The following is a 26,576-nucleotide window of genomic DNA, read 5'->3' on the forward strand; positions in this document are numbered from 1 at the left end:
GAGCATGGACGAGTTGCTTGCGCGCTGCGTTGAGATCATCGGTCGCCCCCACGTCCTGGTCGATGACAAAGACATCGCACCCTATGTCACCGACTGGCGCGGGCGCTATCACGGTCGGGCGCGCTGCGTACTGCGACCCGGCAGCACCGAAGAAGTCGCGGCGGTAGTGCGCGAGTGTGCCAGCGCGGGCGTGCCGATGGTGCCGCAAGGTGGCAATACCGGCCTGGTGGGCGGGAGCGTGCCGCGCGACAGCGGGCATGAAGTCGTCATCAGCCTGGGGCGCCTGAACCGTGTGCTGGCGGTCGACCCAGGCAACAACACCATCACGGTCGAAGCTGGCTGCACCCTGGCCGCAGTGCAGGCCGCGGCGCAGGAGGCCGGGCGCCTGTTCCCGCTGTCGTTGGCGGCTGAGGGCAGTTGCCAGATCGGTGGCAACCTGTCGTCCAATGCCGGCGGCGTCCAGGTGCTGCGCTATGGCAACACGCGTGAGCTGACCCTTGGTCTCGAAGTGGTGCTGCCTAGCGGCGAGGTCTGGAATGGCCTGCGCGGCTTGCGTAAGGACAATACCGGCTACGATCTCAAGCACCTGTTCATTGGTGCCGAAGGCACGCTGGGCATCATTACCGCCGCCGTGCTGAAACTCTTCCCCCTGCCGCGCACGCGTTGTGTCGCCTGGCTGGCCCTGGGCGAGGCGGAGGAGGCCATCCGCCTGCTGGGTGAGCTGAGAGCGAGTTGCGGCGAAGGCCTGACGGCTTTCGAGATCGTGGCGCGTCCGGCTTTGGAACTGGTGTTGAAGCATCTGCCCGGCTGTTCCGATCCGCTCGGTGCCCCCGCCCCCTGGTACCTGCTGGCCGAACTCAGCGATGCTTCGGCTGACGCGGACTTGTCCGCGCGCTTTGAAGCCGGCCTGCTGCCGGCGATGGAGCGCGGCGCCGTGCTGGATGCCGTGCTGTCGAGCAGCGAAGCGCAGGCGCAGGCGCTGTGGGCCCTGCGCGAAAACATTTCCGAAGCGCAGCGCATTGAGGGCATCAGCATCAAGCACGACATCGCTGTGCCGGTGAGTGCGATCCCGCGCTTTCTTGCGCGCGCGGATGCCGCCTTGCGCGAGGCTTTTCCTGGTGTGCGCATCGTGGCTTTTGGCCACGTCGGCGACGGCAATCTGCACTACAACCTGTCCAAGCCCATCAGCCAGGAGAATGCTTCTTTCATCGCCGAGACCCCGGCGGTCAATCGCATCGTGCATGACATCGTGGCCGACTTGAGCGGCTCCATCTCGGCCGAGCATGGCCTGGGCCAGCTCAAGCGCGAGGAGATCCGGCGCTACAAGTCAGCGGTGGAGCTGGAGATGATGCAGGCGATCAAGCATGCCCTGGACCCGCGCGGCTTGATGAATCCGGGCAAGGTCATCTAGTTTTCTTCGGCATGCCGCAGACGGGCCAGTTGGTCCGCCAGCGAGCGCTCGAAGAGTTCAGGCGCCAGACGCATCAGGGCTTTCAACCAAGCGTGATAGGACGCGCATTGCGTGCCCGGCTCAGGCAGTGCGCGCGGCGTGGTGGCGAGCTGCACGCGCGCATGGCGCAAGGCTTCGCGATAGCCTGGATTGAGTGTGTCCTCACTGGCAGCGATGTCCACTTCATCCAGCCAGTGGTGTGCCTGCTGCAGGTCACCAACGAAGAACACATCACACAGCGCACGCATGCGCGTCAGCACGAAATGCCAGCGTTTCGCCGACCACGGAAAGCGGGCGTGGAAGGGCAGATGGATCACGCCGACTACGAGATCCGCCCGAGGCCGACGCTCCAGCATCCAAGGGTGGATCAGCGAAACCTTGCGCGCGCGTGCTGCGCTTGCCAAGCCCGGCGAGCTTTGCAGTACGGGCGGTCGAGCCAGCAATTCGGGTTCGCGCACTGAACATCCCAGGATGCGTGCATCGGCCGGAGAGCTTCCATCCATGGCCAGCTTTTCCATGTCGGCGACGCTACGGTCCAGCAGCGAGCCCGGGCTGTCCAGCGCGGGCGCGAAGCGGCGCACATTGTCGTTGGTGAACACGTAAGGCTTGCTGCCGAAATTTCCGCTCACGCCTTTCCATGACAAATGATTGGAGGCCAGGTCGCCGTCCAGCAGGTGTCCGTACATCCAGTCCGCAGCGCTGCGCCAAGCGAGCTTGCGCACGTGCACGCAGTAACTGGCCAGCCACAGGCGCTGGCGATGATGGAGATAGCCGGTGTCGTAAAGCTCGCGTACGCTCAGATCGATGACCGGAATGCCGGTCGCGGCACGGCGGATGTCGGCCGGTAGGTGGTTCAGGGGACGATGGCCCGCAAGGGGCGGTCGCATGTCCTCCAGAATGCCATCCGCGCGATGCCGCCACACATGCTGAAAGTACTCACGCCAGGCCAGTTCCTGGCACAGCCGGTCGCGCAGCGTGAGCCCGTGGCGCAGTCGCCAGCAGTCGAACACCTCAGCTGCCGAGATCAGGCCGTGGGTGAGATACGGCGCGAGGCGCGTGACTTGTCCGGCCAGGTGACCGTGTGTCTGCGCGTAGGCGCGGGCGTCGGCGACGAGAACCCTGCGCAGGGCGGTGAAGCGCGAAGGAGGAAAGCCGGATGACATGCCTGTAACGGAAGGGGGAGGCCAAGGATTATGCGTTGCCCGTTTGGCCTTGCACACGGCTACGTACAAGGAGGATGCGGAAAACGCGAAAAGGTGCTTGACACATCGCTATGTGGCGTCTATAGTTTCGCTTCTTCGCTGCAGCGGGGGTATAGCTCAGCTGGGAGAGCGCTTGCATGGCATGCAAGAGGTCAGCGGTTCGATCCCGCTTACCTCCACCAAGCAAACGCAGCGAAGAAAAAGTTGTACTAGGGTCCCCATCGTCTAGAGGCCTAGGACACCGCCCTTTCACGGCGATAACCGGGGTTCGAATCCCCGTGGGGACGCCACAATTTGATGGACTTGTACTAACCGAGCAAGTCCAGGGTTGTACGGCGAAGCGATGCAAGTCGCTACGCTTGGAGTGGTAGTTCAGTCGGTTAGAATACCGGCCTGTCACGCCGGGGGTCGCGGGTTCGAGTCCCGTCCACTCCGCCAAAACGCAAAAACGCCCCGCGAGGGGCGTTTTTGTTTTTGTGCTTTCCTCCGCAATTCTCTGTATCCGGATGGTTCGGGCGATGACTGTTTGCCCGGCGCGGAGGATGCGGCCTGTGCTTCAGTCGAGATTGTCCAATGCGGCCGCTGCACCGATCAGCGCGGGGTAGGGGGCGGTGATGACCCAGGTGGGGATGCGGGCGAGATAGGGAGAAAAACGCCCCTTGTCCTCGAAGCGGGCGCGAAAGGGCGATTTCGCGAAGTAGTCGCCGAGGCGCGGCACGATGCCGCCGCCGATGTAGATGCCGCCACGCGCACCCAGGATTAGGGCGAGGTTGGCGGCGGCGGTGCCGAGCAGGGCGCAGAACATGTCCAGTGTGGCGCGACACAGGGCGTCGTGACTGGCGAGCGCCGCTTCGGTGATCTGCGGGCCATCAAGGGCGGCGGGTGTCTGGCTGCGCACCTGGGCCAGGGCGCGATGAAGGCATACCAGGCCGGGGCCGGACAGTACGCGTTCGGCCGAAACGTGGGAAAACTCCTTCTGCAGGATCGCCAGCACGGCGCGCTCCTCTTCCGTTTGGGTGGAGAGCGTGACGTGGCCGCCTTCGCCTTCGATCGGTGCGTGGCGCCCCGCGACCGGCAGCAGACCGGAGACGCCCAGGCCGGTGCCAGGGCCGATCACGCCAATGGCGCAGCCGGGCATTGCGATGCCTCCGCCCACGCTGCGCAGCATGTCCTGCCCCAGGTGCGGCAAGGACAGCGCGAGTGCGGTGAAGTCGTTGATGAACTGCAGGCGTTCAAGCCCGAGTTGCCGGCGCGTTTCTTCGATCGAGAAATTCCAGTGGTTGTTGGTGACCTGGATGCGGTCGCCGAGGATGGGGTTGGCGATGCCGATGCCGCCCACGGCCGGCAATCCGATACCCGTCTCGTCGGCCCAGTGCCGGATCGCGGCGGCGGGGCCGCTGAAGTCCCGGCAGGCTAGCGTACGGACGTGTTGCAGCTTGCCATCGAGGCGATCGAGCAGCGCAAAGCGGGCGTTGGTGCCACCGATGTCGCCAACGAGACGGGGCCAGGTAGTGGGGTGGGGCATGGTGCGGGTCTGAGTGGGCTCTGGCTGAAGTATATGAAACAAAACTACATAGCAGTAGTGGCCATGTTGACCTGGGGTATACGCTGATAAGTTGAGCGTAGTTTAGAATTTTATACTTTTAAGTTATTGAATTAAATATTATTTATTGAGCTTTGTTCATGCGGAAATTCAGCTTGGGCGGGCGTGGGCGGGCTTTTGGCTTGATGTGGGGATGTAGCGCAACTACACTCACGGCACGCTGAAAAGCGCCCCGTCTTTCTTCTGGATGCCTCACATGAGCAAGCTTCATCCCGGCCTGGTGGCCGTCACCGAACGTATCCGCGAACGTAGTCGTGAACGGCGCACGCGCTACCTGGCCCGCCTGCAGGCGGCCATTCCCGGCTCGCCGTATCGCGGCCAGCTCGGTTGTACCAACCTGGCTCACGGCTTCGCGGCCAGTCCGGCCGAGGACAAGCTGCGCATCAAGACGATCAAGGCGCCCAACATTGGCATCGTGACGGCCTACAACGACATGCTGTCGGCGCATCAGCCGTTGGGTGCGTACCCGGAATGGATCAAGCAGGCGGCGCGTGAAGTGGGCGCCACCGCACAGGTGGCCGGTGGCGTGCCGGCCATGTGCGACGGCATCACGCAGGGGCAGGATGGCATGGAGCTGTCGCTGTTCTCGCGCGACGTGATCGCCATGAGCACGGCGGTCTCGCTGTCGCACAACATGTTCGACGCGGGGCTGTGCCTGGGGGTATGCGACAAGATCGTGCCGGGCTTGCTGATCGGTGCGCTGCGCTTCGGGCATCTGCCCTTCATCTTCGTGCCGGGCGGGCCGATGCCGACCGGCATCTCCAATGATCAAAAGGCCAAGGTGCGGCAGGAATATGCCGCTGGCAAGGTGGGCCAGGATGCCCTGCTGGAGAGCGAGGCGGCGTCCTACCACGCGGCCGGCACCTGCACCTTCTACGGCACGGCGAACAGCAACCAGATGCTCATGGAGATCATGGGTCTGCACCTGCCGGGCACCGCCTTCGTGCCACCGAGCACGCCGCTGCGCGAAGCGCTGACGCGCGAGGCCGCGCGGCGCGTGGTGCAGATCACCAATGGCCAGCCTGACTTCGCGCCGATAGGCGAAGTCGTGGATGAGCGCGCCATCGTCAATGGCATCGTCGGCCTGCTGGCGACTGGAGGCTCGACTAATCACACGCTGCATCTCGTGGCCATCGCGCGGGCGGCCGGTATCGTGATCGACTGGGGCGACTTCGAGGCGCTGTCGCATGTCGTGCCGCTGCTGGCCAAGGTCTATCCCAATGGCAAGGCCGACGTGAACCAGTTCCACCAGGCTGGCGGCATGGCCTGGCTGATCCGCGAACTGCTGGATGCGGGCCTGCTGCACGAAGACGTGCGGACCGTCATGGGCCAGGGCTTGCGCCCCTACGCCACGGCGCCGCAGCTCGAAGGCGGCAAGCTGCAGTGGAGTGCCCCGCCGCAAGCCAGTGGCGACCCCGGCATTCTGGCTCCGGTATCGGCACCGTTCAGCGTCAATGGTGGGCTGCACCTGCTGCAGGGCAATCTGGGCCGTGCGGTCATCAAGGTCTCGGCGGTCAAGCCGGAGCATCGTGTGGTACGTGCGCCGGCGCGCGTGTTCGAGAGCCAGGAGGCTTTCTTGAAGGCTTACAAGGCCGGCGAGCTCGAAGCGGATTTCATCGCGGTGCTGCGTTTCCAGGGCCCCAAGGCCATCGGTATGCCGGAGCTGCACCAGCTCACGCCCACGCTGGCGAACCTGCAGGACAAGGGCTTCAAGGTTGCACTGGTGACCGATGGGCGAATGTCCGGCGCTTCGGGCAAGGTGCCGGCGGCGATCCATGTGACACCGGAGGCGGCGTCGGGCGGCCCCCTGTGTCGCATCCAGGATGGCGATGTCATCGAGCTGAATGCCGAGACGGGCGTGCTGAAGGTCGAGCTGGAGGATGCTGTACTGGCCGCGCGCAGCCCGGCGAGTTTTGACGTCAGCCGGCCGCAGTACGGCATGGGGCGCGACCTGTTCGGCCATATGCGTGCGGTGGTGAGCGCGGCCGAAGAGGGCGCTTCCGTGCTGACGCTCGAAGACTGACGCCGATACAGAACACAAGAGTTGCGCTGCGGGAGCACTGCGGACGCGTCGTGCAGTGGCGACACCACGGTGTCGCCTTATCCACCAAAGGAGATTGGACATGATCACGAAGAAGCGCTTGGTCGTCGCACTCGCGACGCTGGGTCTGGGTGTGGCGCAGGCGGCGGAAGTCGAGGTGCTGCATTGGTGGACCTCGGGTGGCGAGGCCAAGTCGGCGGCCGAGCTGAAGAAAATGATCGAGGCCAAGGGCGACAAGTGGAAGGATTTTGCCGTGGCCGGTGGTGGCGGCGAGAACGCCATGACGGTGCTGAAGAGCCGCGTGGTTTCGGGCAAGGCCCCGACTGCCGCGCAGGTGAAGGGCCCCAGCATCCAGGAGTGGGGCGCCGAAGGGGTGCTGGCCAACCTGAATGACACCGCCAAGACCAATAACTGGGATGGCCTGCTGCCGGGCGTGGTGGCCAATGTCATGAAGTACAAGGGCAACTACGTGGCGGTGCCGGTGAATGTGCATCGCGTGAACTGGATGTGGGTGAATCCGGAGGTCTTCAAGAAGGCTGGAGCGGAGGTGCCCAAGACCTGGGCCGACTTCCCGGCTGCAGCCGAGAAGATACAGAAGGCCGGCTTCATTCCGGTGGCGCATGGCGGCCAGCCCTGGCAGGACTTCACCGTGTTCGAGTCGGTCGTGCTGGGCGTCGGCGGCGCGCAGTTCTACAACGATGCACTTGTGAAGCTGGATCAGAAAGTGCTGACCAGCCCGACCATGGAGAAGGCCTTCGATACCTTCCGCCAGGTCCGTAAGTACGTCGACAAGGATGCCGCCAACCGCGACTGGAACCTGGCCACGGCCATGGTCATCAACGGCAAGGCGGCCATGCAGTTCATGGGGGACTGGGCCAAGGGCGAGTTCACTGCGGCCGGCAAGGTGCCGGGCAAGGACTACCTGTGCCTGGCTGCGCCGGGTACCGACAAGGCCTTCACCTTCAACATCGACAGCTTCATCGTCTTCAAGCAGTCGGGCGCGGATGCCGCCAAGGCGCAGGCCAACTTCGCCACGGCGGTGATGAGCCCTGAGTTCCAGGAGGTGTTCAACCTGAACAAGGGGTCGATCCCGGTGCGCAGCGGCGTGTCGATGGCCAAGTTCGACGATTGCGCGAAGTTGTCGTCCAAGGACTTTGCCGATACCGCCAAGGCGGGCGGCCTGGTGCCCTCGATCGCGCACCAGATGGCGGTGCCGGCGGCGACTACCGGGGCGATCCAGGACGTGGTGACGGCCTTCTTCAACTCCAACGAATCTTCGAAGGATGCGGTGAAGAAGCTGGCTACGGCGGCCAAGACGAAGTAAGCGGCGGCTGCGAAGCAGGCTCACTGTTTCGCGGCCATCTCCCGGCCTGACGGCCACCCTCTCCCACGGTCGTGGGAGAGGGGAAGGCTGGCGCCTTGCCGGTTTGCCCCTCGCCCGCTGGCTGGAGAGGGTAGCGCACAGCGCCGGGAGAGGGCCGACCGCCCCAACACACCCGAGGCTCCCATGTCCTCTACACACACTCTTGCATCGCCCGCGCGCCGAAACTGGCTCGACACGCTTGAGGGTTTCCTGCCCAAGCTGGTGTTGTCGCCCACCTTCGTCATCTGCGTGGTGTTCTTCTACGGCTTCATCCTGTGGACAGCCGTGCTGTCGATGACGCCCTCGCGCCTGTTGCCGCGCTACGAGTTTGTCGGTTTCGAGCAATACCTGAGCTTGTTCGATAACGATCGTTGGTGGCTGGCCTTGAAGAATCTCGCCGCCTTCGGTGGCCTCTTCATCCTGGCCTGCCTGGCGATGGGGCTCTTGCTGGCGATCCTGCTCGATCAGCGGATTCGCGCCGAAGGTTTCATCCGCTCGATCTTCCTGTACCCGCTGGCGCTGTCCTTCATCGTCACCGGCACGGCCTGGAAATGGATTCTCGATCCTTCCATCGGATTCCAGAAGGTCGTTAACGACCTGGGCTGGGAGAGCTTCGTGTTCGACTGGATCAAGAATCCGGAGATGGCGATCTACACCGTGGTCATTGCCGGCATCTGGCAATCATCCGGGTTCGTGATGGCCTTGTTCCTCGCTGGCCTGCGCGGCATTGATGACAGCATCATCAAGTCTGCCAAGGTCGATGGCGCATCGATGCCGACGATCTACCGCCGAATCATCCTGCCCAGTCTGCGCCCCGTGTTCTTCTCCAGCTTCATGATCCTGGCGCACATCGCGATCAAGAGCTTCGACCTGGTGATGGCGCTCACTGGCGGCGGCCCCGGCTTCGCCAGCGACCTGCCGGCCACCTTCATGTATTCGTTTGCCTTCACACGCAACCAGATCGGCATGGGCGCGGCTTCCGCCATCGTGATGCTGATGATCGTGGTGGCGGTGATCGTGCCCTTCATGTATTCGGAGCTGAGGAGCACAAGACGTGACTAAGGCCGTGACCAAGCTCTCTTTCGGCAGGGTGATGCTCTACGCCTTCATCACCTACTGCTGCCTGTACTACTTGCTGCCGCTGACGGTGATGCTGTTCAACTCGATCAAGGACCTGGACGAGCTGAAGGCCGGCAATCTGCTGGCCTTTCCGCAGCGCGTGACCTTCGAGCCCTGGCTCAAGGCCTGGGACAGCGCCTGTACCGGCGTGCAATGCGAGGGGCTCAAGGGTTATTTCTGGAACTCGGTGTCCTTCGTCGTGCCCGCGGTGCTGATCTCCACCCTGGTCGGTGCCTTCAACGGCTACGTGCTGACCATGTGGCGCTTCCGCGGGTCGGATGCCTTGTTCATGGCCTTGATGCTGGGCTGCTTCATCCCGTTCCAGGCCATCCTGTTGCCGATGGCGCAGACCCTGGGTTGGCTGGGCATCGCCAACTCGGTGCCGGGCTTGATCTTCGTGCACGTGGTCTATGGCATCGCCTTCACCACGCTGTTCTTCCGCAACTACTACGTGACCATTCCCGACGAGCTGGTGAAGGCCGCGCGCATCGATGGGGCAGGCTTCTTCATGATCTTCCGGCGCATCGTGCTGCCGCTGTCGGGGCCGATCATCGTGGTGACGGTCATCTGGCAGTTCACCCAGATCTGGAACGACTTCCTGTTCGGCGTCGTGTTCTCCTCGGGCGAGCGCCAGCCGATCACGGTGGCGCTCAACAACCTGGTGAACACGTCCACCGGGGTGAAGGAATACAACGTCGATATGGCCGCAGCGGTCATCGCCGCGCTGCCCACATTGCTGGTCTACATCGTGGCGGGCAAATATTTCGTACGCGGGCTGACAGCCGGCGCAGTCAAGGGCTGAACAACATGGGTGCATTGTCTCTACGCCAGGTCCGCAAATCGTATGCAGGGACCGAAATCCTCAAAGGCATCGACCTGGAGATCGAGCCGGGCGAGTTCCTGATCCTCGTCGGCCCTTCCGGCTGCGGCAAATCCACCCTGCTGGCCATGATCGCGGGGCTGGACGACATCAGCTCGGGCGAGGTGCATATCGCCGGCCGCAAGGTGAACGATCTGTCGCCCAAGGACCGCGACATCGCGATGGTGTTCCAGTCCTATGCGCTGTATCCCTCGATGACGGTGCGCGAGAACATTTCCTTCGGGCTGGAGATCCGCAAGGTGCCGCAGGCCGAGCGTGACGCGGCGGTCGAGCGCGTGGCGCAGATCCTGCAGATCGGCCACCTGCTGGATCGGCGCCCGGCGCAACTCTCTGGCGGGCAGCGCCAGCGCGTGGCCATGGGCCGTGCCATCGCGCGCAACCCGGCGCTGTTCCTGTTCGATGAGCCGCTGTCCAACCTCGACGCCAAGCTGCGCGTCGAGATGCGCACCGAGATCAAGCTGCTGCATCAGCGCCTGGGCACCACCATCGTCTATGTCACCCACGACCAGATCGAGGCCATGACCCTGGGCGACAAGATCGCGGTGATGAAGGCCGGCGAGGTGCAACAGTTCGGCACCCCCAACGAGATCTATCGCAACCCGGCCAATCTGTTCGTGGCTGGCTTCATGGGCTCGCCGTCGATGAATTTCATCCGCACGCGCGTCGTGCAACTGGGCAGCGGACTGGGGCTGGAGATGGAGAGCCACGGGCAGCACTTCGCCTTCCCGGCCGTGAATGCCGAGGGCTTGCAGGCCTATCTCGGCAAGGAGGTCATTCTGGGCATCCGGCCGGAGCAGATCACCGAGGTGGTCGACTCGCATGGCAGCGACCCGCGCGTGGTGACACAGAGCCTGCGGGTTGATCTGGCCGAGCCCACCGGCCCCGACACCTTGCTGTTGGTGAACATCAATGGCGCCAAGGTGACCTGTCGTGTGTGCCCCGACTTCGCCGCGCGGGCCGGCGAGGACATGAAGCTCCTGTTCGATCTCTCCAAGGCGGTGTACTTCGATCCGGCGACGGAGGCGCGCATCCGCTGATGGGCCACGCCGAGCTTTATCAAGACGGGCCGCGCCTGCTGGCCGATATCGGGGCCACCCATGCGCGTTTCGCGCTGGAGTCGGCGCCGGGTGAAATCGGCGCGGTCGCGGTCCTGCACAGCGAGGACTTCGCGGGTATCGAGCCGCTCATCCGTCACTACCTTGCACGGCAGGGCGAGCCCTTGATCCAGCATGCGGCGATCGCCATCGCCTACCCGGTGGATGGCGACATCGCGCGCATGACCAACCGCAACTGGCAGTTTTCGATCGAGGCCTTGCGCCAGTCCTTGGGCCTGCAGACCTTGCTGGTGGTGAATGACTTCACTGCGCTGGCCATGGCCTTGCCCCGGCTTCCAGTCGAGCAGCGTCGGCAGATCGGCGGGGGTACGCCACGCGAGAGCGCGGTGATCGGGCTCCTGGGGCCAGGCACCGGGCTAGGCGTGTCGGGTCTGATCCCGACGGCGGATCGCTGGGTCACCCTGGGCAGCGAGGGCGGCCACGTCAGCTTTGCGCCGGCCGACGAGCGCGAGTTGCGCGTGCTGCAGTACGCCTGGCGCAAATATCCGCATGTGTCGGCCGAGCGCCTGGTGTCCGGACCGGGCCTGGAGCTGTGCCATGCCGCGCTGGCCGAAGCGGCTGGCCTGCCAGGCGGGCTGACGGCGCCCGAGATCGGCGCGCGTGCGCTGGCCGGCAGCGATGCGCTGTGCGTCGAGGCACTCAACTGCTTCTGCGCCATGCTGGGTACGGTGGCGGCCGACCTCGCGGTTACCCTGGGCGCCTTTGGTGGCATCTACATTGGCGGCGGCATCGTGCCGCGTCTCGGTGAGTTCCTCGACCGCTCGCCCTTCCGCGCGCGCTTCGAGGCCAAGGGACGCATGTCGGCCTACCTCGCGCAGGTTCCGACCTATGTGATCACTGCCGAGCATCCGGCTTTCCTGGGGGTGGCAGCGATCCTCGCCGACCGTCTGCGCGACCATGATCGCCACGACGCGCTGTTGCCCAGCCTGCGCAAGCGACGCGCCATGCTGTCGCCGGCCGAGCGCCGTGTGGCCGACCTCGTGCTGCGTCACCCGCGTGCCGCACTCAACGACTCGGTCAGCGAGTTGGCCCGCCAGGCCGGCGTGAGCCAGCCGACGGTGATCCGTTTCTGTCGCTCGCTGGGTTTCGAAGGGCTGTCGGACTTCCGCCTGCGTCTGGCCACCGGGCTCACCGGCACGGTGCCGGTGCGTCATAGCCAGGTGCGCCACGGCGACACCGCGCCAGACATCTTTGCCAAGGTGCTCGACAATACGGTGTCGGCGATCCTGCGCTTCCGCGAGAGCCTCAATGCAGCCCCCATCGACGCCGCCATCGCCGTGCTGCGCGAGGCGCGGCGCATCGAGTTCTATGGCATGGGTAATTCCGGCATCGTGGCGCACGACGGGCAGCACAAGTTCTTCCGCCTGCGCATCCCGTCGGTGGCCTACCCGGACGCCTACACCACGCGCATGGCGGCGCAGTTGCTGAGCCCCGGCGATGTGGTGGTGGTGGTGTCCAGCCGCGGCCAGCTGCCGGAGTTGCTGGAGGCGGTGGACTCTGCCCTGGCGCGTGGTGCCAAAGTGATCGCGATCACCGCCAGCCACTCCACGTTGGCGCAGCGCGCGACGGTGTGCATCCCGGTCGACCACGTGGAAGACAGCCCCAATGCCATTGCCATGATCTCGCGCATCCTGCACCTGCTGGTGATCGACGTGCTGGCGGTCGGTGTGGCGCTGGGCAAGGAGGAGCTAGCGGCGCTGATCGACTTCGTCGACAGTGGCAGCGACCCTGCGGTCGAGCTGGGACCCAGCCGCATCTCGCACCTGAGTTGAGCTCAGGCAGCCGCGGCTGCGTGGGTGGTAGAGGGCGGGGCCGGCGGAAGCTCCACCACCAGCACAGCACCGCCGGTGGGGGCATTGTGGGCGTGGATCAGCCCGTGGTGCGCCATCACCAGTTCGCGGCAGATCGCCAGTCCCAGCCCGGTGCCGCCGGCGCCGGTGCGGGTCTTGGAGCTCTGCACGAACTTGTCGAAGATGGTCTCCAGCTCGCCTTCGGGGATGCCGACCCCTTCGTCGCTGATGATCAGTTGCAGCATGGGCGCCGAGCCCTGGCTGCGCTTGATGCGCACGTAGATGCTGCCGCCCTCGGGCGAAAACTTGACGGCGTTCGACAGCAGGTTGCGCACCACCTGGCCGAAGCGCTGTGGGTCCAGCATCACCGGCGGCAGGTTGGCTTCTTCGTCGACCACCAGGTGCAGCCGGCGTTCGCGCAGCAGGGGCTCGAACTCCCGCGCGGCGTGGTCTACCACGCTGCGGACTCCCAGGCGTTGCAGCGTGAGCTGCATCTGCCCGGCCTCCAGCTTGGACAGGTCCAGCAGGTCGTCGATTAGCGTCAGCAGGCGGCGCCCGCTGAAGCCGATGCGCTCGAAGTAGTCCTTGATCTTGTGCTCGGTGCTGCGCTCGCGCCCCAATTGGGCGAAGCCCAGGATCGCGTGCATCGGCGTGCGTAGCTCGTGCGAGATGTTGGCCACGAACAGGCTCTTGGCCTCGTTGGCACTGCGCGCGGCGGCCAGTGCGGCCTCTGTCTCGCGGACCGCGCGGGCGAGGTCGAGCTGCAGGCGGATGCCGCGGTCGATGCGCCGGTACACCTGGCTGCCGTTGATCATGATCAGCACGGTGAAGAAGAACAGGGCCAGCGCGGTGAGCTGCGCCGCGTAGTCGTCGCGCAGGCCCAGCCACACGATGTTGGGCACCATCAGGAGCAGGAAGAAGCCGCGGAAGGCCCCCGGCAGGCTGGACAGCGAGGACACGGCGGCGGCCGACACGCCCATCTGCACCAGCGCGCTGATCGGTCGCAGCCCGCTCTCCTCCGTGGGGTACAGCAGGGTGCCGGTGAGACCCCACATCAGGCCGGACAGGCTGGCCGTGATGGCCAGGCGACGCTCCCACAGGCGGCCACGCAGCACGCGATCCGTGTCGTTGCGCCAGCGCTCGCTGTAGCCCAGGCGCACCACCATCAGCACCTGGAAGCACAGCCACCAGCAGAGCAGGCTCCAGGCCGGGCGCACAGCGTCGAAGAGGGCGACGCACACCAGCGTGCTGATCGCCACCGTCGCCGCGACCACGCCCCGCGAGCTCGCCACATGCATGCGGATGCGTTCGTCGCGGATCAGTCGGGCGACCTGTTGCGGGTCCTCGGGTGGGGTGGCCGGAAGGGAGGGGGCGGATTTCTGGGCCATGGAGCAATAACGGTCGAGCCTGAAGAGGGCTTGATCCGGAAAGTGGAGCAAAAGGTGTCGGATTGTTGCACTGCGAGATTCTGCGCGCTGGCATAGAATCGCTGTCCCGCCACCTGACCGATGGAACCGCCATGCCCGTCAATCTGCCGTTGCCACTCGCCGACCAGCTCCTGCCCGTCCGGGGTGTCCGTCTGGGGACGGCCGAGGCAGGTATCCGCAAGGCCAACCGCCGCGATCTGAGCCTGATCGAGCTGGCGCCCGGCAGCCGCGCGGCCGGTGTGTTCACGCAGAACCGCTTCTGCGCTGCCCCGGTGCAGGTGTGCAAGCAGCACTTGGCTGGTGGCGAGATCCGCGCCCTGGTCATCAACACCGGCATCGCCAACGCCGGTACTGGCGAGCTCGGCGTGCGCAACGCCCAGGCCAGTTGCGAGGCGGTCGGCCGCCTGCTGGGTGTGCCAGCGACGGCAGTGCTGCCCTTCTCGACCGGCGTGATCCTCGAACACCTGCCGGTCGAGCGACTGGTGGCTGGCCTGCCCATGGCGAAGGGCGCGTTGAAGGCGGATGGCTGGTTCGAGGCCTGCCACGCCATCATGACCACCGACACCCAGCCCAAGTGCGCCTCGCGCCAGGTGCAGATCGACGGCCAGACCATCACGCTGACCGGCATGAGCAAGGGCGCCGGCATGATCAAGCCCAACATGGCGACCATGCTGGGCTTCCTGGCCACCGACGCGAAGCTGGCGCAGCCGCTGCTGGAGCGCCTGGTGCGCGAGGCAGCCGACCTGTCCTTCAACAGCATCACGGTCGACGGCGACACCTCGACCAATGACAGCTTCATCCTGATCGCCACCGGCCAGGTGGGGGCGGAGATCGTCGACGCGGCCTCGCCGGCCTATGCCACGCTGCGTGCTGCGGTGATCGAGCTGTCGCAGTGGCTGGCCCAGGCCATCGTGCGCGACGGCGAAGGCGCCACCAAGTTCATGAGCATCGTGGTCGAGGGCGGGCGCGATCTCGCCGAGTGCCGCCAGATCGGCTACGCCGTGGCGCACTCGCCGCTGGTCAAGACCGCCTTTTTCGCTTCCGACCCCAACCTGGGCCGCATCCTGGCCGCCATCGGCTATGCCGGCGTGAACGATCTGGATGTGGCGAAGATCCGCGTGTGGCTCGGCGGTGGTGGCGAGGAGGTGCTGGTGGCGGAGCAGGGCGGGCGTGCCGCGAGCTATGCCGAGGAGGTCGGCGCGCGCATCATGAAGAACGCCGAGATCACGATCCGCGCGGACCTCGCGCGCGGCACCGCAGCCGCCACGATCTGGACCTGCGACTTCTCCTACGACTACGTCAAGATCAACGCGGATTACCGTTCCTGATCGACCGGACGCACGCGGGCCGGGCGCTCCTGCCGCCGCCCACGTGCCGCCCGGGCGAATGACCCGCGCTTGACGAAAGTTTGCCCCCGGGCGGGGCGCCCGGTGCTAGCTTGCCGGATTGCCCGCCCGTCTCGCCTGCATGCTGGACCACGTCTTCTCCCTCCCACAGCTTTTCGGCTACCTCGCCTTCGTTTTTGGCATCACCTGCTTCCTGCAGAAGAACGACCTGCGTTTCAAGTTCTTCCTGGTGTTGGAGGCCGGCAGCTATGTGATCCATTTCTGGTTGCTGGGCAACTATCCAGCGATGGCGAGCTCAAGCATGGCCTGCGCGCGCACGATCGTTTCCATGCGCAGCAACTCCCGCTGGGTGGCGGCCTTTTTCGTGTCGCTGACGATCCTGCTGGGCTTCATCCTGGTGCGGAGCTGGGCCGGCGTGCTGCCCATCCTGGGCTCCTGCCTGGGGACTACGGCCGTGTTCCTGTTCACCGGCATCACCATGCGCTGGCTCCTGTTCGTCGCCACGCTCCTGTGGTTGGCCAACAACATCCTGTCTGGCTCGATCGGCGGCACGGCGCTGGAGGTCTGCATCGCGGTGGCCAATCTCTACACCATCTGGCAGCTCTACCGCCAGCGCGCCGCGGCCCGACAGATTGCACCATGAGTCTCGACACCGTCTTCTCGATCCCGCAACTCTTTGGCTACCTGGCCTTCGTCTTCGGCGTGGGCTGCTTCCTGCAGAAGAATGACCTGCGGTTCAAGGTCTTCATGTCGATCGAATGCCTCAGCTATGTGATCCACTTCTGGCTGCTGGGCAACTACACCGCGATGGCCAGCACGGCGGTGTCGCTGGGGCGTTCGGTGGTGTCCATCCGCACGCGCTCGCCGTGGGCCGGCGGATTCTTCATCGCGCTGAGCCTGCTGATGGGGGCGGTCTTCTACAACGGCCCCTTGTCCTTGCTACCCATCCTGGCGGCCTGTTGTGGCACGACCGCGCTGTACTGGCTGCACGGCATCCGCATGCGCGGCCTGATGATGGTGGGCACCTTGCTGTGGCTGGTGAACAACATCCTGTCCGGCTCCATCGGCGGCACCGCACTGGAGGCGGTGATCGTGCTCACCAACGGGTTCACGATCTGGCGTCTGTGGCGCGAGGAACGCAAGCAGCGGATCAGTGGATGACGCGCGGCCCGGAGAGGAAGAACTCCGGGATGTGGGCATCGAACTGTGTGCCGTCGTCGGCCACCATCTGGTAGCTGCCGCGCATGGTGCCGAAGGGGGTCTCCAGCACGCAGCCGCTGGTGTACTCGAAGCTCTGGCCCGGCTGCAGCGTGGGTTGCTCGCCGATCACGCCCTGGCCGCGCACCTCCTGCACCTTGCCCTCGGCATCGGTGATGATCCAATGGCGGCTAATCAGTTTGGCCGCAACCCGGCCGCTGTTGGTGATGCGGATGCGGTACGAGAACACGTAGCGCGCCTCGTCCGGCTCGGACTGATCGGCTGCGTAGCTGGCTTCGGCTTCCACGGTGATGTCGTATTCGGCGCTCATGGTGCGGCGTAAATCTCTGTTTCAGGCACGGCGGGCGTGCCAAGGAATGGGCCCGCCCGGTATCCTACCGTCTTTTGCAGGGCAGCATCCGGCCCGCGACATCAGGACGTTTCCATGACCGAGCAATCCCGCTTCAGGCTCGCCCCCAGCCTGCTTTCCGCCGACTTCGCCCGCCTCGGGGAGGAAGTGCACAACGTCCTCGCCTCTGGGGCGGACTGGCTGCACTTCGACGTGATGGACAACCACTACGTGCCCAACCTCACTATCGGCCCGCTGGTGTGCCAGGCCCTGCGCCCGCTCACCACCGCGCCGATCGACGTGCACCTGATGGTCGAGCCGGTCGATGCGCTGGTGCCGATGTTCGCCAAGGCCGGCGCCAACATCATCACCTTCCACCCGGAAGCCACGCGTCATGTGGACCGCACGCTGCAGCTGATCCGTGACCACGGTTGCCAGGCCGGCCTGGTGTTCAACCCGGCCACGCCGCTGGACTACATGGACTACGTGATGGACAAGCTGGACATCATCATGCTGATGTCGGTGAACCCCGGCTTCGGCGGTCAGAGCTTCATCCCCTCCACCCTGCCCAAGCTGCGCGCTGCGCGTGCGCGGCTGGATGCCTACCAACAAGAAACGGGCCGACGCATCCTGCTCGAGATCGACGGCGGAGTGAAGGTCGACAACATTGCCGAGATCGCTGCTGCGGGGGCTGACACCTTCGTGGCCGGCTCGGCCGTGTTCGGCGCGGCCAAGGCGAGCGACCCGCACCGCTACGACAGCGTGATCGCGGCGATGCGCACCCAGCTCGCCACGCTGGCCTGAGAGGGGGCATGGTGTTTCGCAGTCTTTCCCTGTCTTTCGCCGTTTTGTTGGGCCTGGGCGCGTGCGCCGGCCTGCGGCCTGCAGCCCCGCCTGCTCCGGCCGAACCGGCCCGCCAGGTCGCCGAGTTGAACACCCAGCCGATCGCGGGCGAGCCGGACCAGGCCGGCTTCCTTGAACCGGGCATCCAGGTCCTGGCGCAGGACGGCAGCCCCTCGGATGCGATGGTGGGGCGCGAGATCGCCAACAAGCTGCGCGCCAACCTCGTCGTGCCGCGTGGCAGCTACCCGAAGAGCGCAGCCGTCACGCTGGAGGCCGCACTGACGCCCAGCGGCGCCGTGCTGGGCGCACGCGTGCTGCGTGGCAGCGGCTACAAGGCGGTGGATGAAGCCGTGCTCAAGGCCTTGCGCCGTGCCGAGCCGCTGCCGGTCACGCAGGCGATGCGTGATAGCGACTCCCTGCAGCGGATCAATCTGGTCTTCCGCCCCTTCCAGTAGCATCCGAGCTTCCTTCTGGAGGTGTCACATGATCGGATTCCCGCACCAGAACATCGCCGAGCATGACGAGCATGAGGCCCGCGTGGCCTTGCTGCGCGCGTTCCGCGAGCTGAGCAGGCGCGGCTTGAACGCCGGCACGGCCGGCAATGCCAGTCTGCGTTTCGGTGCGGGCTTCCTGGTCACGCCCTCGGGCATTGCGGCCGACGAGGTCAACGAAGCCGACCTGGTGTTCATGGACTTCGCGGGTAATACGCGTGGGCGCTGCAAGCCCTCGTCGGAATGGCGCCTGCACCACGACATCCTGGCGGCGCGGCCCGAGATCGGCGCGGTCATGCACGCCCATTCGCCAGCCGCCACGGCGCTGGCCTGCCATGCCGAGAGCATTCCGCCGTTCCACTACATGGTGCTGCGCTTCGGTGGCCCCGACGTGCGCTGCGCCGACTACGCGACCTACGGCACCCAGGCCTTGTCGGATGCGGTGCTGGCCGCGCTGCAAGACCGCACGGCCTGCCTTATGGCCAACCACGGTATGGTCGCACTGGCCAAGGATGCGCCCGGCGCCATCGCGGCCGCAGTCGAGTTCGAATCCCTGTGCGAGCACTACTGGCGCGCCAGGCAGTTGGGGCAGCCGCGCCTGCTCAGCGCCGCGCAGCTCGCCGAGGTGCAGGCGCAGTTCGCGCAGTACGGGCAACAACAGGATCAGCAGCAATGAAGCGATTTTCACCACAGGCCATCTTCTTCGACCTCGACGGCACACTCGTCGATTCCGTGCCCGATCTGGCCGAGGCCGCGCGCCGCATGCTGGCCGAGCTGGGCGAGCCGACGCGCAGCGATGCCGAGATCGCCACCTATGTCGGCAAGGGCATCCCGGTCATGGTGGAGCGGGCGCTGACCACCGGGCGGGCGCCGGCTTCGCCGGAACGCCTGCAGCAGGCCATCACCGTATTCCAGCGCCACTATGACGTCGTCAATGGACTGCTGACCGTGGCCTATCCGGGCGTGAAGGAAGGGCTGGCGGTGTTGCGCGCACATGGTGTGCGCATGGGCTGCGTGACCAACAAGGCCGAGCGCTTCACCACGCCGCTGCTGGAGACCCTGGGCCTCATGCCCTACATGGACGTGGTGGTCGGTGGCGACACCCTGGCACAGAAGAAGCCGGAGCCCGAGCCGCTGTGGCATGCCTGCCTGAAAGTGGGGGTGGCGCGCGAGGCGGCGCTGATGGTTGGCGACTCGTCGAACGACGCCCTGTGCGCGCGCCGCGCGGGCATTCCGGTGGTCTTGATGACCTACGGTTACAACGAGGGCGTGTCGGTGGACACTGTCGATTGCGACGGGTTACTATCCTCGCTCGCCGATCTGCCCGGCCTGCTCGACTGAGCAAGGCGGGGGCGGCAGACAACCCTCATCAAGATTCCGTGACTGACAAGAGCCGTTTCTTCGCTAAGGAGCAATCCCCGGTTCGTGCCGCTTCAGCTTGCTGGCAGCACATCGGGTGCTCGTGGCGTGTGCGCCAACAATAACGCACACCGCCGGGCCGGCTTGCGTCGCGCCCAGGGTTGAAAAAGACCCGAACGAAGAAGACAAAACGCTTTTGGAGTCACCATGACCGAATCCGAATTCCAGGCACTCGCAGCCCAGGGCTACAACCGTATCCCCCTGACGCTGGAGACTTTTGCCGACCTGGACACGCCGCTGTCCATCTATCTCAAGCTCGCCAACGAGTCCTACACCTACCTGCTGGAGTCCGTGCAGGGCGGTGAGCGCTTCGGCCGTTACTCCATCATCGGTTTGCGCGCCGATACGCGCATCGAAGTGCGCGGTCGTACCGCCATGTTGCTGACCGGCGATCGCATCGTCGAGCGCCGCGACTACGGCGATCCGCTGGCCTACGTCGGCGAGTTCATGCAACGCATCAAGGTGCCGCCCAAGGCTGGCCTGCCGCGCTACTGCGGTGGCCTGGTCGGCTCCTTCGGCTACGACACGGTGCGCTACATCGAGCCCAAGCTGGCCTCGCACAAGGCGGCCGATCCGCTGGAAGTGCCGGACATCCTGTTGCTGCTGTCCGAAGAGATCGCCATCGTCGACAACCTCTCCGGCAAGCTGACCCTGGTGGTGTATGCCGAGCCGGAAGTGCCCGGCGCCTACAAGCGCGCGCAGCGCCGCCTCAAGGAACTGCTGGCCAAGCTGCGCGAGCCGGTGGCGATTCCGGCCGACACGCGCGCCACACCGGCGCCGGCGGTGTCCAGTTTCGGCGAGCAGGCCTTCAAGGACGCCGTGCTGCGCGCCAAGCAGTACATCGTGGATGGCGACATCATGCAGGTGGTGCTGTCGCAGCGCATGAGCAAGCCCTTCGCGGCCAGCCCGCTGGCGCTGTACCGCAGCCTGCGTGCGCTGAACCCTTCGCCCTACATGTTCTATTTCAACTTCGAGGACTACCAGGTGGTCGGCGCCTCGCCGGAAATCCTGGTCAAGCTGGAAGAGGACGCTGGCCAGCAGGTCGTGACGGTGCGACCCATCGCCGGGACGCGCAAGCGCGGCGCCACGCATGAGGAGGACCTGGCACTGGAGAAGGACCTGCTGGCCGACCAGAAGGAACTGGCGGAGCACCTGCAGTTGCTGGACCTCGGGCGTAACGACGTGGGCCGTGTGGCCGCGACCGGTACCGTCAAGGTGACCGAGCAGTTCACCATCGAGCGTTACTCGCACGTCATGCACATCGTGTCGAACGTGGAAGGCGTGCTGCCGCCTGCGACCGATCGGCGTGCCGCCGCGCTGGCAGTGCTGCGCGCCACCTTCCCGGCCGGCACCGTGTCCGGCGCACCCAAGGTGCGCGCGATGGAAATCATCGACGAACTGGAGCCGGTGAAGCGCGGTGTGTATGCAGGCGCCGTGGGCTACCTGGGCTTCGATGGCGATGTGGACGTGGCGATCGCCATCCGCACGGCCGTGATCAAGGACGGCCAGCTCCATGTGCAGGCCGGGGCCGGCATCGTGGCCGACTCCAACCCGGAGTCGGAGTGGCAGGAGACGCTGAGCAAGGCGCGCGCGGTGATCCGCGCGGCGGAGCTGGCGGAAAGCGGACTGGACACGCGCCTGGAGTGATTCGGGCGGCGGGCATTGCGTGTATTTGTCCGGCATCAGCACTGCGGTGACTGCTTATTGCCTGACAACAGAAGGGACTCGCAAGCTGGCCGTCTTTCCACTCCCGTAAGGACCTTGTCATGAGCAGCCCCTTGTTCCGCGGCAACATCCCACCCGTCCCGACGATCTGGACCCCGCAAGGCCAGCTCGACCGCGCGGGCATGGGCCGCATGCTGGATTTCGTGATTGCGGGTGGTGCTGATGTGGTGTTCTGTGTCGGCAGCGCCGGCGAGTTCAGCCAGATGAGCGAAGCGCAGCGGCGCGAGGTGGCGGAATTCGCGGTGAGCCACGTCGCGGGGCGCGTGCCGGTGCTGATCGGCATTGCTTCCTGCAGCACCGACCAGGCGATCGCCTACGGCCAGCATGCCAAGGCCATCGGGGCCAGCGGCGTGGTGGCGGTCAATCCGTATTACGCGTTGCTGCTGCCGGATAACATCAAGCTGCACTACCGGCGCCTGGCAGCGGCGGTGGATCTGCCGCTGATCCTCTACAACTTCCCGGCGCTGACCGGACAGGACCTGTCGCCGGCCATGATCCGCGAGCTGGCGCTGGAGTGCCCCAACATCGTGGGTGTCAAGGACACCACGGACACGGTGCGTCACATCCGCGACGTGATCGCGGCGGTCAAGCCGGTACGGCCCGATTTCGCGGTGTACGCCGGTTTCGACGAATACATGCTGGAGACGCTGATCATGGGCGGCGATGGTTGCTTCCCGTCGGCGCTGAACTTCGCACCGTACATCCCGGTCGGGCTGTGGCGCGCGTTCAACGAGCGCGATGGTGCCCGCATGGTGGAGCTGCAGCGCCTGCTGTGCCTGTGCCCGCCGATGTTCGCGCTGGAGTCACCGTTCTATGCCGTTGTCAAGGAGGCGGCGAAGATGGCGGGTGTGGACATCTCGACCCATGTGCTGCCGCCGGCCGTGCCCTTGACCGAGGAGAAGCGTCAGAAGGTCCGTGAGACGCTTGGCCGACTGGGCGTACTGAATTGATCCTGGCCATCGCGGGCCGGGTATGAACTGACTGAATAGAGGAGAGCGCATCATGCAGAACTTCAGCTACTACAACCCGACCCGCATCCTGTTCGGCAAGGGCCAGATCGCAGCCATCGCCACGCAGATTCCCGCCGGCAGCAAGGTGTTGGTCACCTATGGTGGGGGCAGCATCAAGCAGAACGGTGTCTACGATCAGGTGAAGGCTGCCCTGGCCGGCTTCGAGTGGCATGAATTCGGCGGCATCGAGCCCAACCCGCGTTACGAGACGCTGATGCGCGCGGTCGAGATCGTGCGGCGCGAGGGGGTCACGTTCCTGCTGGCCGTGGGCGGCGGTTCGGTCTGTGACGGCACAAAGTTCATTGCCGCCGCGGCCCGCTTCAAGGGCGCCGAGCCTTGGGACATCCTCAGCAAGGGCGCCGCGGTGGAGGACGCCACGCCCATGGGCGTGGTGCTGACCTTGCCGGCCACCGGCTCGGAGTCGAACACCTTTGCGGTGATCTCGCGCGAGTCGACGGGCGACAAGCTCGCCTTCGGCAGCGAGCATTGCTACCCGCGTTTCGCAGTGCTGGACCCCGAGACCACCTTCAGCCTGCCGCTGCGCCAGGTGTCGAACGGCATCGTGGACGCCTTCGTGCACACCATGGAGCAGTACATGACCTATCCGGCCAGCGCTGCGCTGCAGGACCGCTTCGCCGAGAGCATCCTGAAGACCCTGGTCGAGATCGGTCCCAGGGTGATCGCCAATCCGCAGGACTACGACCTGCGCGCCGAGCAGGTGTGGTGCGCCACCATGGCCTTGAATGGCCTCATCGGTTGCGGGGTGCCGCAGGACTGGGCCACCCACATGATCGGCCACGAGATCACCGCCGAGTACGGCCTGGACCATGCGCAGACCCTGGCCGTCACGCTGCCCGGCGTGCTGCGTCATCGATGGCAGGACAAGCGCGAGAAACTGCTGCAGTACGCTGAACGGGTGTGGGGCCTCAGCACTGGCTCGGAGAGCGAGCGCATCGAGGCGGCCATTGCGCACACCGAGGGCTTCTTTGCCGCCGTCGGCGTGCCCACGCGCCTGGTCGCTTATGGCGTGGGCGAGGAAGCGCCGCAGCGCATCGCTGAGCGCCTGGCTTCGCGTGGCGTGAATGCGCTCGGCGAGCGTGGCAATATCACCCCGAATTTCGTCAAGGAAATACTGGCGGCCCGCCTGTAAGGCGCCGCGACAAGGAAGACACCATGCTGCTGATGATCGACAACTACGACAGCTTTACCTACAACATCGTCCAGTACCTGGGCGAACTGGGCGCCGATGTGCGCGTCTATCGCAACGATGGCATCACGCTCGAGCAGATCGAGGCGATGAAGCCCGAACGCATCGTCATCTCGCCGGGGCCGTGTTCGCCCGCCGAAGCCGGTATCTCGGTGGCGACGATCAAGCACTTCGCCGGCAAGCTGCCCATCCTGGGCGTGTGCCTGGGGCACCAGAGCATCGGCGCGGCCTTCGGTGGCAAGATCGTGCATGCCAAGCAGCTCATGCATGGCAAGACCTCGCCCATCCAGCATAGCGACGTGGGCATCTTTCGCGGCCTGCCGCAGCCCTTCACCGCGACGCGCTACCATTCACTGGCCATCGAACGCGAGAGCTGCCCGGACTGCCTGGAAGTGACCGCCTGGACCGAGGATGGCGAGATCATGGGCGTGCGCCACAAGACCCTGCCCATCGAGGGCGTGCAGTTCCATCCGGAGTCGATCAAGACCGAGGGCGGGCACATGCTGCTGCAGAACTTCCTCGACATGCGGATGTAATTGGCGATTCCGGCGGCGATTCCGGCGGGGAAGCATGCCCGCCTCCTGCAGCACACAAACTGAAGGAGTGTGAATGGATCCCTCCCTGATCCTGGTGAGTCTGGGGGCCATCGTGTTGGTGGCCTATCTGCTGGATTTCGCCGGCCGGCGCATCAAGGTGCCCTCGGTGGTGCTGCTGATCTTCAGCGGCCTGGCGCTTCGGGCGACGACCGACTTCACCGGGTTGTCGCTGGAGATTCCGGCAGGGCTGCTGCCGGTGCTAGGCACCGTGGGCCTGATCCTGATCGTGCTGGAAGGCGCGCTGGACATCTCGCTGACGCGCGAGCACATCGGCCTGGTCGGTCGCACGGCGGCGATGGCGGCGGCGGGCATCGTGGTCACCGGCGGCCTCATTGCCGGCCTGCTGGTCGCGGTGTTCCACGTTCCCGTGTTGCAGGCCATGCTGCTCGCCACCCCCTTCGCGGTCATCAGCTCGGCGGTGGCCATACCCGCCGCAGGCGCGCTGGCGCAGCACCAGCGCGAGTTCGTCGTCTACGAAAGCTCGCTGTCCGACATCTTCGGCGTAGTGCTGTTCTACGCGCTGTTGCGCTACGACGGTGACGTGGCTGGCTTGTTGGTGGCGCAGGTCGGCGAGATCACCTTGTCCATCGTGCTCGGCCTGATCGTGGCTTTCGCCATCTTCTGGCTGATCCAGCGCATCGACCACCATGTGCGCGTACTGCCGATGATCTTCGGCATCGTGTTGCTGTACAGGGTCGGCAAGATGATGCACCTGGCTCCGCTGGTGCTGGTGGTGCTGGTCGGCCTGCTGCTCAACAACAGCTTCCTGTTCGAGCGGCTCAGCCGTGGTCGCGTGCGGGCGGCCACGTCCTTCGAGGCGGATCTGGAGGCCTTCAAGCACCTGACGGCGGAGTTCACCTTCGTCGTGCGCTGCTTCTTCTTCGTGCTGCTGGGCTACAGCACCAGCCTGCCGCAACTGGCCGATCCCCTGGCCTGGGGCATGGCGGTGGTGGTGGTGCTGTGCTGCGTGCTGCCACGCATCCCGCTGCTGCGCTGGGTGGCGGGTGAGCACTCGCGGGTGCTGACCTTCTTCGCGCCGCGTGGCCTGATCACCGTTCTGCTGTTCATGAGCCTGCCGGCGCAATACGCGCTGGCCGATGTGCCTTCAGCCACGTTGATGCTGGTGATCCTGATCTGGGCGCTGCTGCTCACCTATGGCAGTGTGCGCATGAACGACTGCCCGCGCGAGTCCGAGCAGGCGATAGAATCGACGCCCGAAACCGGGCACACCAACACATTGAGAGACGAGGCTAAGACATGACTCCGCAGGAAGCGCTCCAGCGCATCATCGAACACCGCGAAATCTTCCATGACGAGATGGTCGACTTGATGCGCCAGATCATGTCCGGTCAGGTGTCGCCGGTGCTGATCTCGGCCATCATCACCGGCCTGCGGGTGAAGAAAGAGACCATCGGCGAGATCGCCGCAGCGGCCAGCGTGATGCGCGAGCTGTCGACCAAGGTGCCGGTCAAGAGCGACGTGCAGACCCTCGTCGATACCTGTGGCACGGGGGGCGACGGTTCGCACACCTTCAACATCTCGACCTCGGCCATGTTCGTCGCGGCCGCGGCCGGCGCGCGCGTGGCCAAGCACGGCGGGCGCTCGGCTTCCTCCTTGTCCGGTTCGGCCGATGTGCTGGAGGCGCTGGGGGCCAAGATCAACCTGAGCCCGGAGCAGGTCGGCCAGTGCATCGACGAGGTCGGCATCGGCTTCATGTTTGCGCCCAACCACCACAGTTCCATGAAGCACGCCGCGCCGGTGCGCAAGGAGCTGGGCGTGCGCACCATGTTCAACATCCTGGGGCCGCTGACCAATCCGGCTGGCGCCTCCAACCAGTTGATGGGCGTGTTCCATCCCGATCTGGTGGGCATCCAGGTGCGGGTCTTGCAGCGCCTGGGCAGCCGCAACGTGATGATCGTCTACGGTGTGGAAGGGCTGGACGAGTTGTCGATCTCGGCGCCCACCATGGTCGGCGAGCTGCGTGACGGTGTGGTGCGCGAGTACCGCATCAGCCCCGAGGACGTGGGCCTGCCCATGCACGGTGCCTCGGCCCTGCGCGTGGGCTCGGTCGAGCAGTCGAAGTCGGTGCTGCTGGGCGCGCTGGAGAACAAGCTGCCGGCCGCGCGCGACATCGTGGCCTTCAATGCCGGCGCCAGCCTCTACGTGTCGGGCAAGGCCGCCACCCTGGAAGCCGGCGTGAAGCTCGCGCTGGAGACGATCGCCAGCGGCGCGGCGCGTGCCAAGCTGGATGAGTTCGTCGGCCTGACCCAGAAGCTGGCCGGCTGAAACGCTTACCCTGCCCTGAAGGGTAAGCCTCCTTCCAGGGCGCGGGCGAGGGCTCAAGAAGCCGCGCTACCCGCCGAAACCCCCGGTATGTCGCATTGCAGCAGCGGCATCCGTCAC

Annotated in this window: 24 protein-coding genes and 3 tRNA genes; 23 read left to right on the plus strand and 4 right to left on the minus strand. The window is 65.5% G+C overall.

Going from position 1 to position 26,576, the window contains the following annotated elements; translation table 11 throughout:
• Positions 1-4: 4 nt before the first annotated feature.
• Entirely contained in the window at positions 5-1,411 is a 1,407-nt protein-coding gene (locus tag NMB43_RS05450) for an FAD-binding oxidoreductase (RefSeq protein ID WP_494351142.1), read from the plus strand.
• Here NMB43_RS05450 and NMB43_RS05455 read toward each other — a convergent pair.
• On the minus strand, positions 1,408-2,613 hold the full coding sequence (locus NMB43_RS05455; protein ID WP_494351143.1) for an FAD-binding domain-containing protein: 1,206 nt from the start codon (positions 2,611-2,613) through the stop codon (positions 1,408-1,410). The two genes, NMB43_RS05450 and NMB43_RS05455, sit on opposite strands and share 4 nt — an antisense overlap.
• 145 nt (positions 2,614-2,758) lie before the next feature.
• Here NMB43_RS05455 and NMB43_RS05460 point away from each other — a divergent pair.
• The 3 genes from NMB43_RS05460 (at position 2,759) to NMB43_RS05470 (ending at position 3,090) form a co-directional block, all read left to right on the plus strand.
• Positions 2,759-2,834, plus strand: a tRNA-Ala gene (locus NMB43_RS05460).
• A 32-nt stretch (positions 2,835-2,866) separates the two neighbouring features.
• Positions 2,867-2,942, plus strand: a tRNA-Glu gene (locus tag NMB43_RS05465).
• Between the two features lie 71 nt (positions 2,943-3,013).
• Positions 3,014-3,090, plus strand: a tRNA-Asp gene (locus NMB43_RS05470).
• Positions 3,091-3,208: 118 nt separating this feature from the next.
• On the opposite strand, the gene NMB43_RS05475 is transcribed toward NMB43_RS05470, so the two are convergent.
• Entirely contained in the window at positions 3,209-4,177 is a 969-nt protein-coding gene (locus NMB43_RS05475; RefSeq protein WP_494351144.1) for a glucokinase, read from the minus strand.
• Between the two features lie 274 nt (positions 4,178-4,451).
• On the opposite strand from NMB43_RS05475, the gene edd reads away from it, so the two are divergent.
• The 6 genes from edd to NMB43_RS05505 all read left to right on the plus strand — a co-directional run bounded on the left by edd (position 4,452) and on the right by NMB43_RS05505 (position 12,545).
• Positions 4,452-6,278, plus strand: coding sequence for a phosphogluconate dehydratase (gene edd / locus NMB43_RS05480; RefSeq protein ID WP_494351145.1), 1,827 nt, complete (start codon positions 4,452-4,454; stop codon positions 6,276-6,278).
• Positions 6,279-6,378: 100 nt separating this feature from the next.
• Positions 6,379-7,620 carry an ABC transporter substrate-binding protein gene (locus NMB43_RS05485; RefSeq protein WP_494351146.1) on the plus strand — a complete coding sequence of 414 codons (1,242 nt, stop codon included), beginning with the start codon at positions 6,379-6,381 and terminating at the stop codon, positions 7,618-7,620.
• Positions 7,621-7,803: 183 nt separating this feature from the next.
• Positions 7,804-8,721, plus strand: coding sequence for a carbohydrate ABC transporter permease (locus NMB43_RS05490; protein WP_494351147.1), 918 nt, complete (start codon positions 7,804-7,806; stop codon positions 8,719-8,721).
• On the plus strand, positions 8,714-9,580 hold the full coding sequence (locus NMB43_RS05495) for a carbohydrate ABC transporter permease (protein ID WP_494351148.1): 867 nt from the start codon (positions 8,714-8,716) through the stop codon (positions 9,578-9,580). The genes NMB43_RS05490 and NMB43_RS05495 overlap by 8 nt, the downstream gene beginning before the upstream one ends.
• Positions 9,581-9,585: 5 nt before the next feature.
• Positions 9,586-10,695: an ABC transporter ATP-binding protein gene (locus tag NMB43_RS05500; protein ID WP_494351149.1), complete on the plus strand. Its 1,110-nt coding sequence runs from the start codon at positions 9,586-9,588 to the stop codon at positions 10,693-10,695.
• Positions 10,695-12,545 (plus strand): glucokinase, encoded by a 1,851-nt coding sequence (locus NMB43_RS05505; protein ID WP_494351150.1) that lies wholly within the window; start codon positions 10,695-10,697, stop codon positions 12,543-12,545. The genes NMB43_RS05500 and NMB43_RS05505 overlap by 1 nt, the downstream gene beginning before the upstream one ends.
• A gap of 2 nt (positions 12,546-12,547) precedes the next feature.
• On the opposite strand, the gene NMB43_RS05510 is transcribed toward NMB43_RS05505, so the two are convergent.
• The gene (locus NMB43_RS05510; protein WP_494351151.1) at positions 12,548-13,951 is read right to left on the minus strand and encodes a sensor histidine kinase; all 1,404 of its coding nucleotides are present in this window, start codon (positions 13,949-13,951) and stop codon (positions 12,548-12,550) included.
• A gap of 131 nt (positions 13,952-14,082) precedes the next feature.
• On the opposite strand from NMB43_RS05510, the gene argJ reads away from it, so the two are divergent.
• The 3 genes from argJ (at position 14,083) to NMB43_RS05525 (ending at position 16,497) form a co-directional block, all read left to right on the plus strand.
• A complete protein-coding gene (argJ, locus tag NMB43_RS05515; protein WP_494351152.1) occupies positions 14,083-15,318 on the plus strand; it encodes a bifunctional glutamate N-acetyltransferase/amino-acid acetyltransferase ArgJ in 1,236 nt (411 codons plus the stop codon).
• 118 nt (positions 15,319-15,436) lie between these two features.
• Positions 15,437-15,979, plus strand: a complete 543-nt coding sequence (locus tag NMB43_RS05520; RefSeq protein WP_494351153.1) for a YgjV family protein — start codon at positions 15,437-15,439, stop codon at positions 15,977-15,979.
• Positions 15,976-16,497 carry a YgjV family protein gene (locus tag NMB43_RS05525; protein ID WP_494351154.1) on the plus strand — a complete coding sequence of 174 codons (522 nt, stop codon included), beginning with the start codon at positions 15,976-15,978 and terminating at the stop codon, positions 16,495-16,497. The genes NMB43_RS05520 and NMB43_RS05525 overlap by 4 nt, the downstream gene beginning before the upstream one ends.
• On the opposite strand, the gene apaG is transcribed toward NMB43_RS05525, so the two are convergent.
• Entirely contained in the window at positions 16,487-16,864 is a 378-nt protein-coding gene (gene apaG / locus NMB43_RS05530; RefSeq protein ID WP_494351155.1) for a Co2+/Mg2+ efflux facilitator ApaG/CorD, read from the minus strand. The genes NMB43_RS05525 and apaG overlap by 11 nt on opposite strands.
• Before the next feature lie 114 nt (positions 16,865-16,978).
• Between apaG and rpe the strand changes: the two genes are divergently transcribed.
• The 10 genes from rpe (at position 16,979) to trpD (ending at position 26,459) form a co-directional block, all read left to right on the plus strand.
• On the plus strand, positions 16,979-17,686 hold the full coding sequence (gene rpe, locus NMB43_RS05535) for a ribulose-phosphate 3-epimerase (protein ID WP_494351156.1): 708 nt from the start codon (positions 16,979-16,981) through the stop codon (positions 17,684-17,686).
• Between the two features lie 8 nt (positions 17,687-17,694).
• A complete protein-coding gene (locus tag NMB43_RS05540) occupies positions 17,695-18,180 on the plus strand; it encodes a TonB family protein (RefSeq protein ID WP_494351157.1) in 486 nt (161 codons plus the stop codon).
• A 28-nt stretch (positions 18,181-18,208) separates the two neighbouring features.
• Positions 18,209-18,892 carry a class II aldolase/adducin family protein gene (locus NMB43_RS05545; protein WP_494351158.1) on the plus strand — a complete coding sequence of 228 codons (684 nt, stop codon included), beginning with the start codon at positions 18,209-18,211 and terminating at the stop codon, positions 18,890-18,892.
• Positions 18,889-19,557, plus strand: a complete 669-nt coding sequence (locus tag NMB43_RS05550; RefSeq protein ID WP_494351159.1) for a phosphoglycolate phosphatase — start codon at positions 18,889-18,891, stop codon at positions 19,555-19,557. The genes NMB43_RS05545 and NMB43_RS05550 overlap by 4 nt, the downstream gene beginning before the upstream one ends.
• 225 nt (positions 19,558-19,782) lie before the next feature.
• Positions 19,783-21,282, plus strand: coding sequence for an anthranilate synthase component I (trpE, locus tag NMB43_RS05555; RefSeq protein WP_494351160.1), 1,500 nt, complete (start codon positions 19,783-19,785; stop codon positions 21,280-21,282).
• Between the two features lie 119 nt (positions 21,283-21,401).
• On the plus strand, positions 21,402-22,310 hold the full coding sequence (locus NMB43_RS05560; protein ID WP_494351161.1) for a dihydrodipicolinate synthase family protein: 909 nt from the start codon (positions 21,402-21,404) through the stop codon (positions 22,308-22,310).
• A gap of 52 nt (positions 22,311-22,362) precedes the next feature.
• Positions 22,363-23,520 carry an iron-containing alcohol dehydrogenase gene (locus NMB43_RS05565; RefSeq protein WP_494351162.1) on the plus strand — a complete coding sequence of 386 codons (1,158 nt, stop codon included), beginning with the start codon at positions 22,363-22,365 and terminating at the stop codon, positions 23,518-23,520.
• Positions 23,521-23,543: 23 nt separating this feature from the next.
• Positions 23,544-24,113, plus strand: a complete 570-nt coding sequence (locus NMB43_RS05570) for an anthranilate synthase component II (protein WP_494351163.1) — start codon at positions 23,544-23,546, stop codon at positions 24,111-24,113.
• Positions 24,114-24,186: 73 nt separating this feature from the next.
• A complete protein-coding gene (locus tag NMB43_RS05575) occupies positions 24,187-25,434 on the plus strand; it encodes a cation:proton antiporter (RefSeq protein ID WP_494351164.1) in 1,248 nt (415 codons plus the stop codon).
• Positions 25,431-26,459: an anthranilate phosphoribosyltransferase gene (gene trpD / locus NMB43_RS05580; RefSeq protein WP_494351165.1), complete on the plus strand. Its 1,029-nt coding sequence runs from the start codon at positions 25,431-25,433 to the stop codon at positions 26,457-26,459. The genes NMB43_RS05575 and trpD overlap by 4 nt, the downstream gene beginning before the upstream one ends.
• Positions 26,460-26,576 lie beyond the last annotated feature (117 nt).

Source organism: Uliginosibacterium sangjuense, assembly GCF_059132465.1.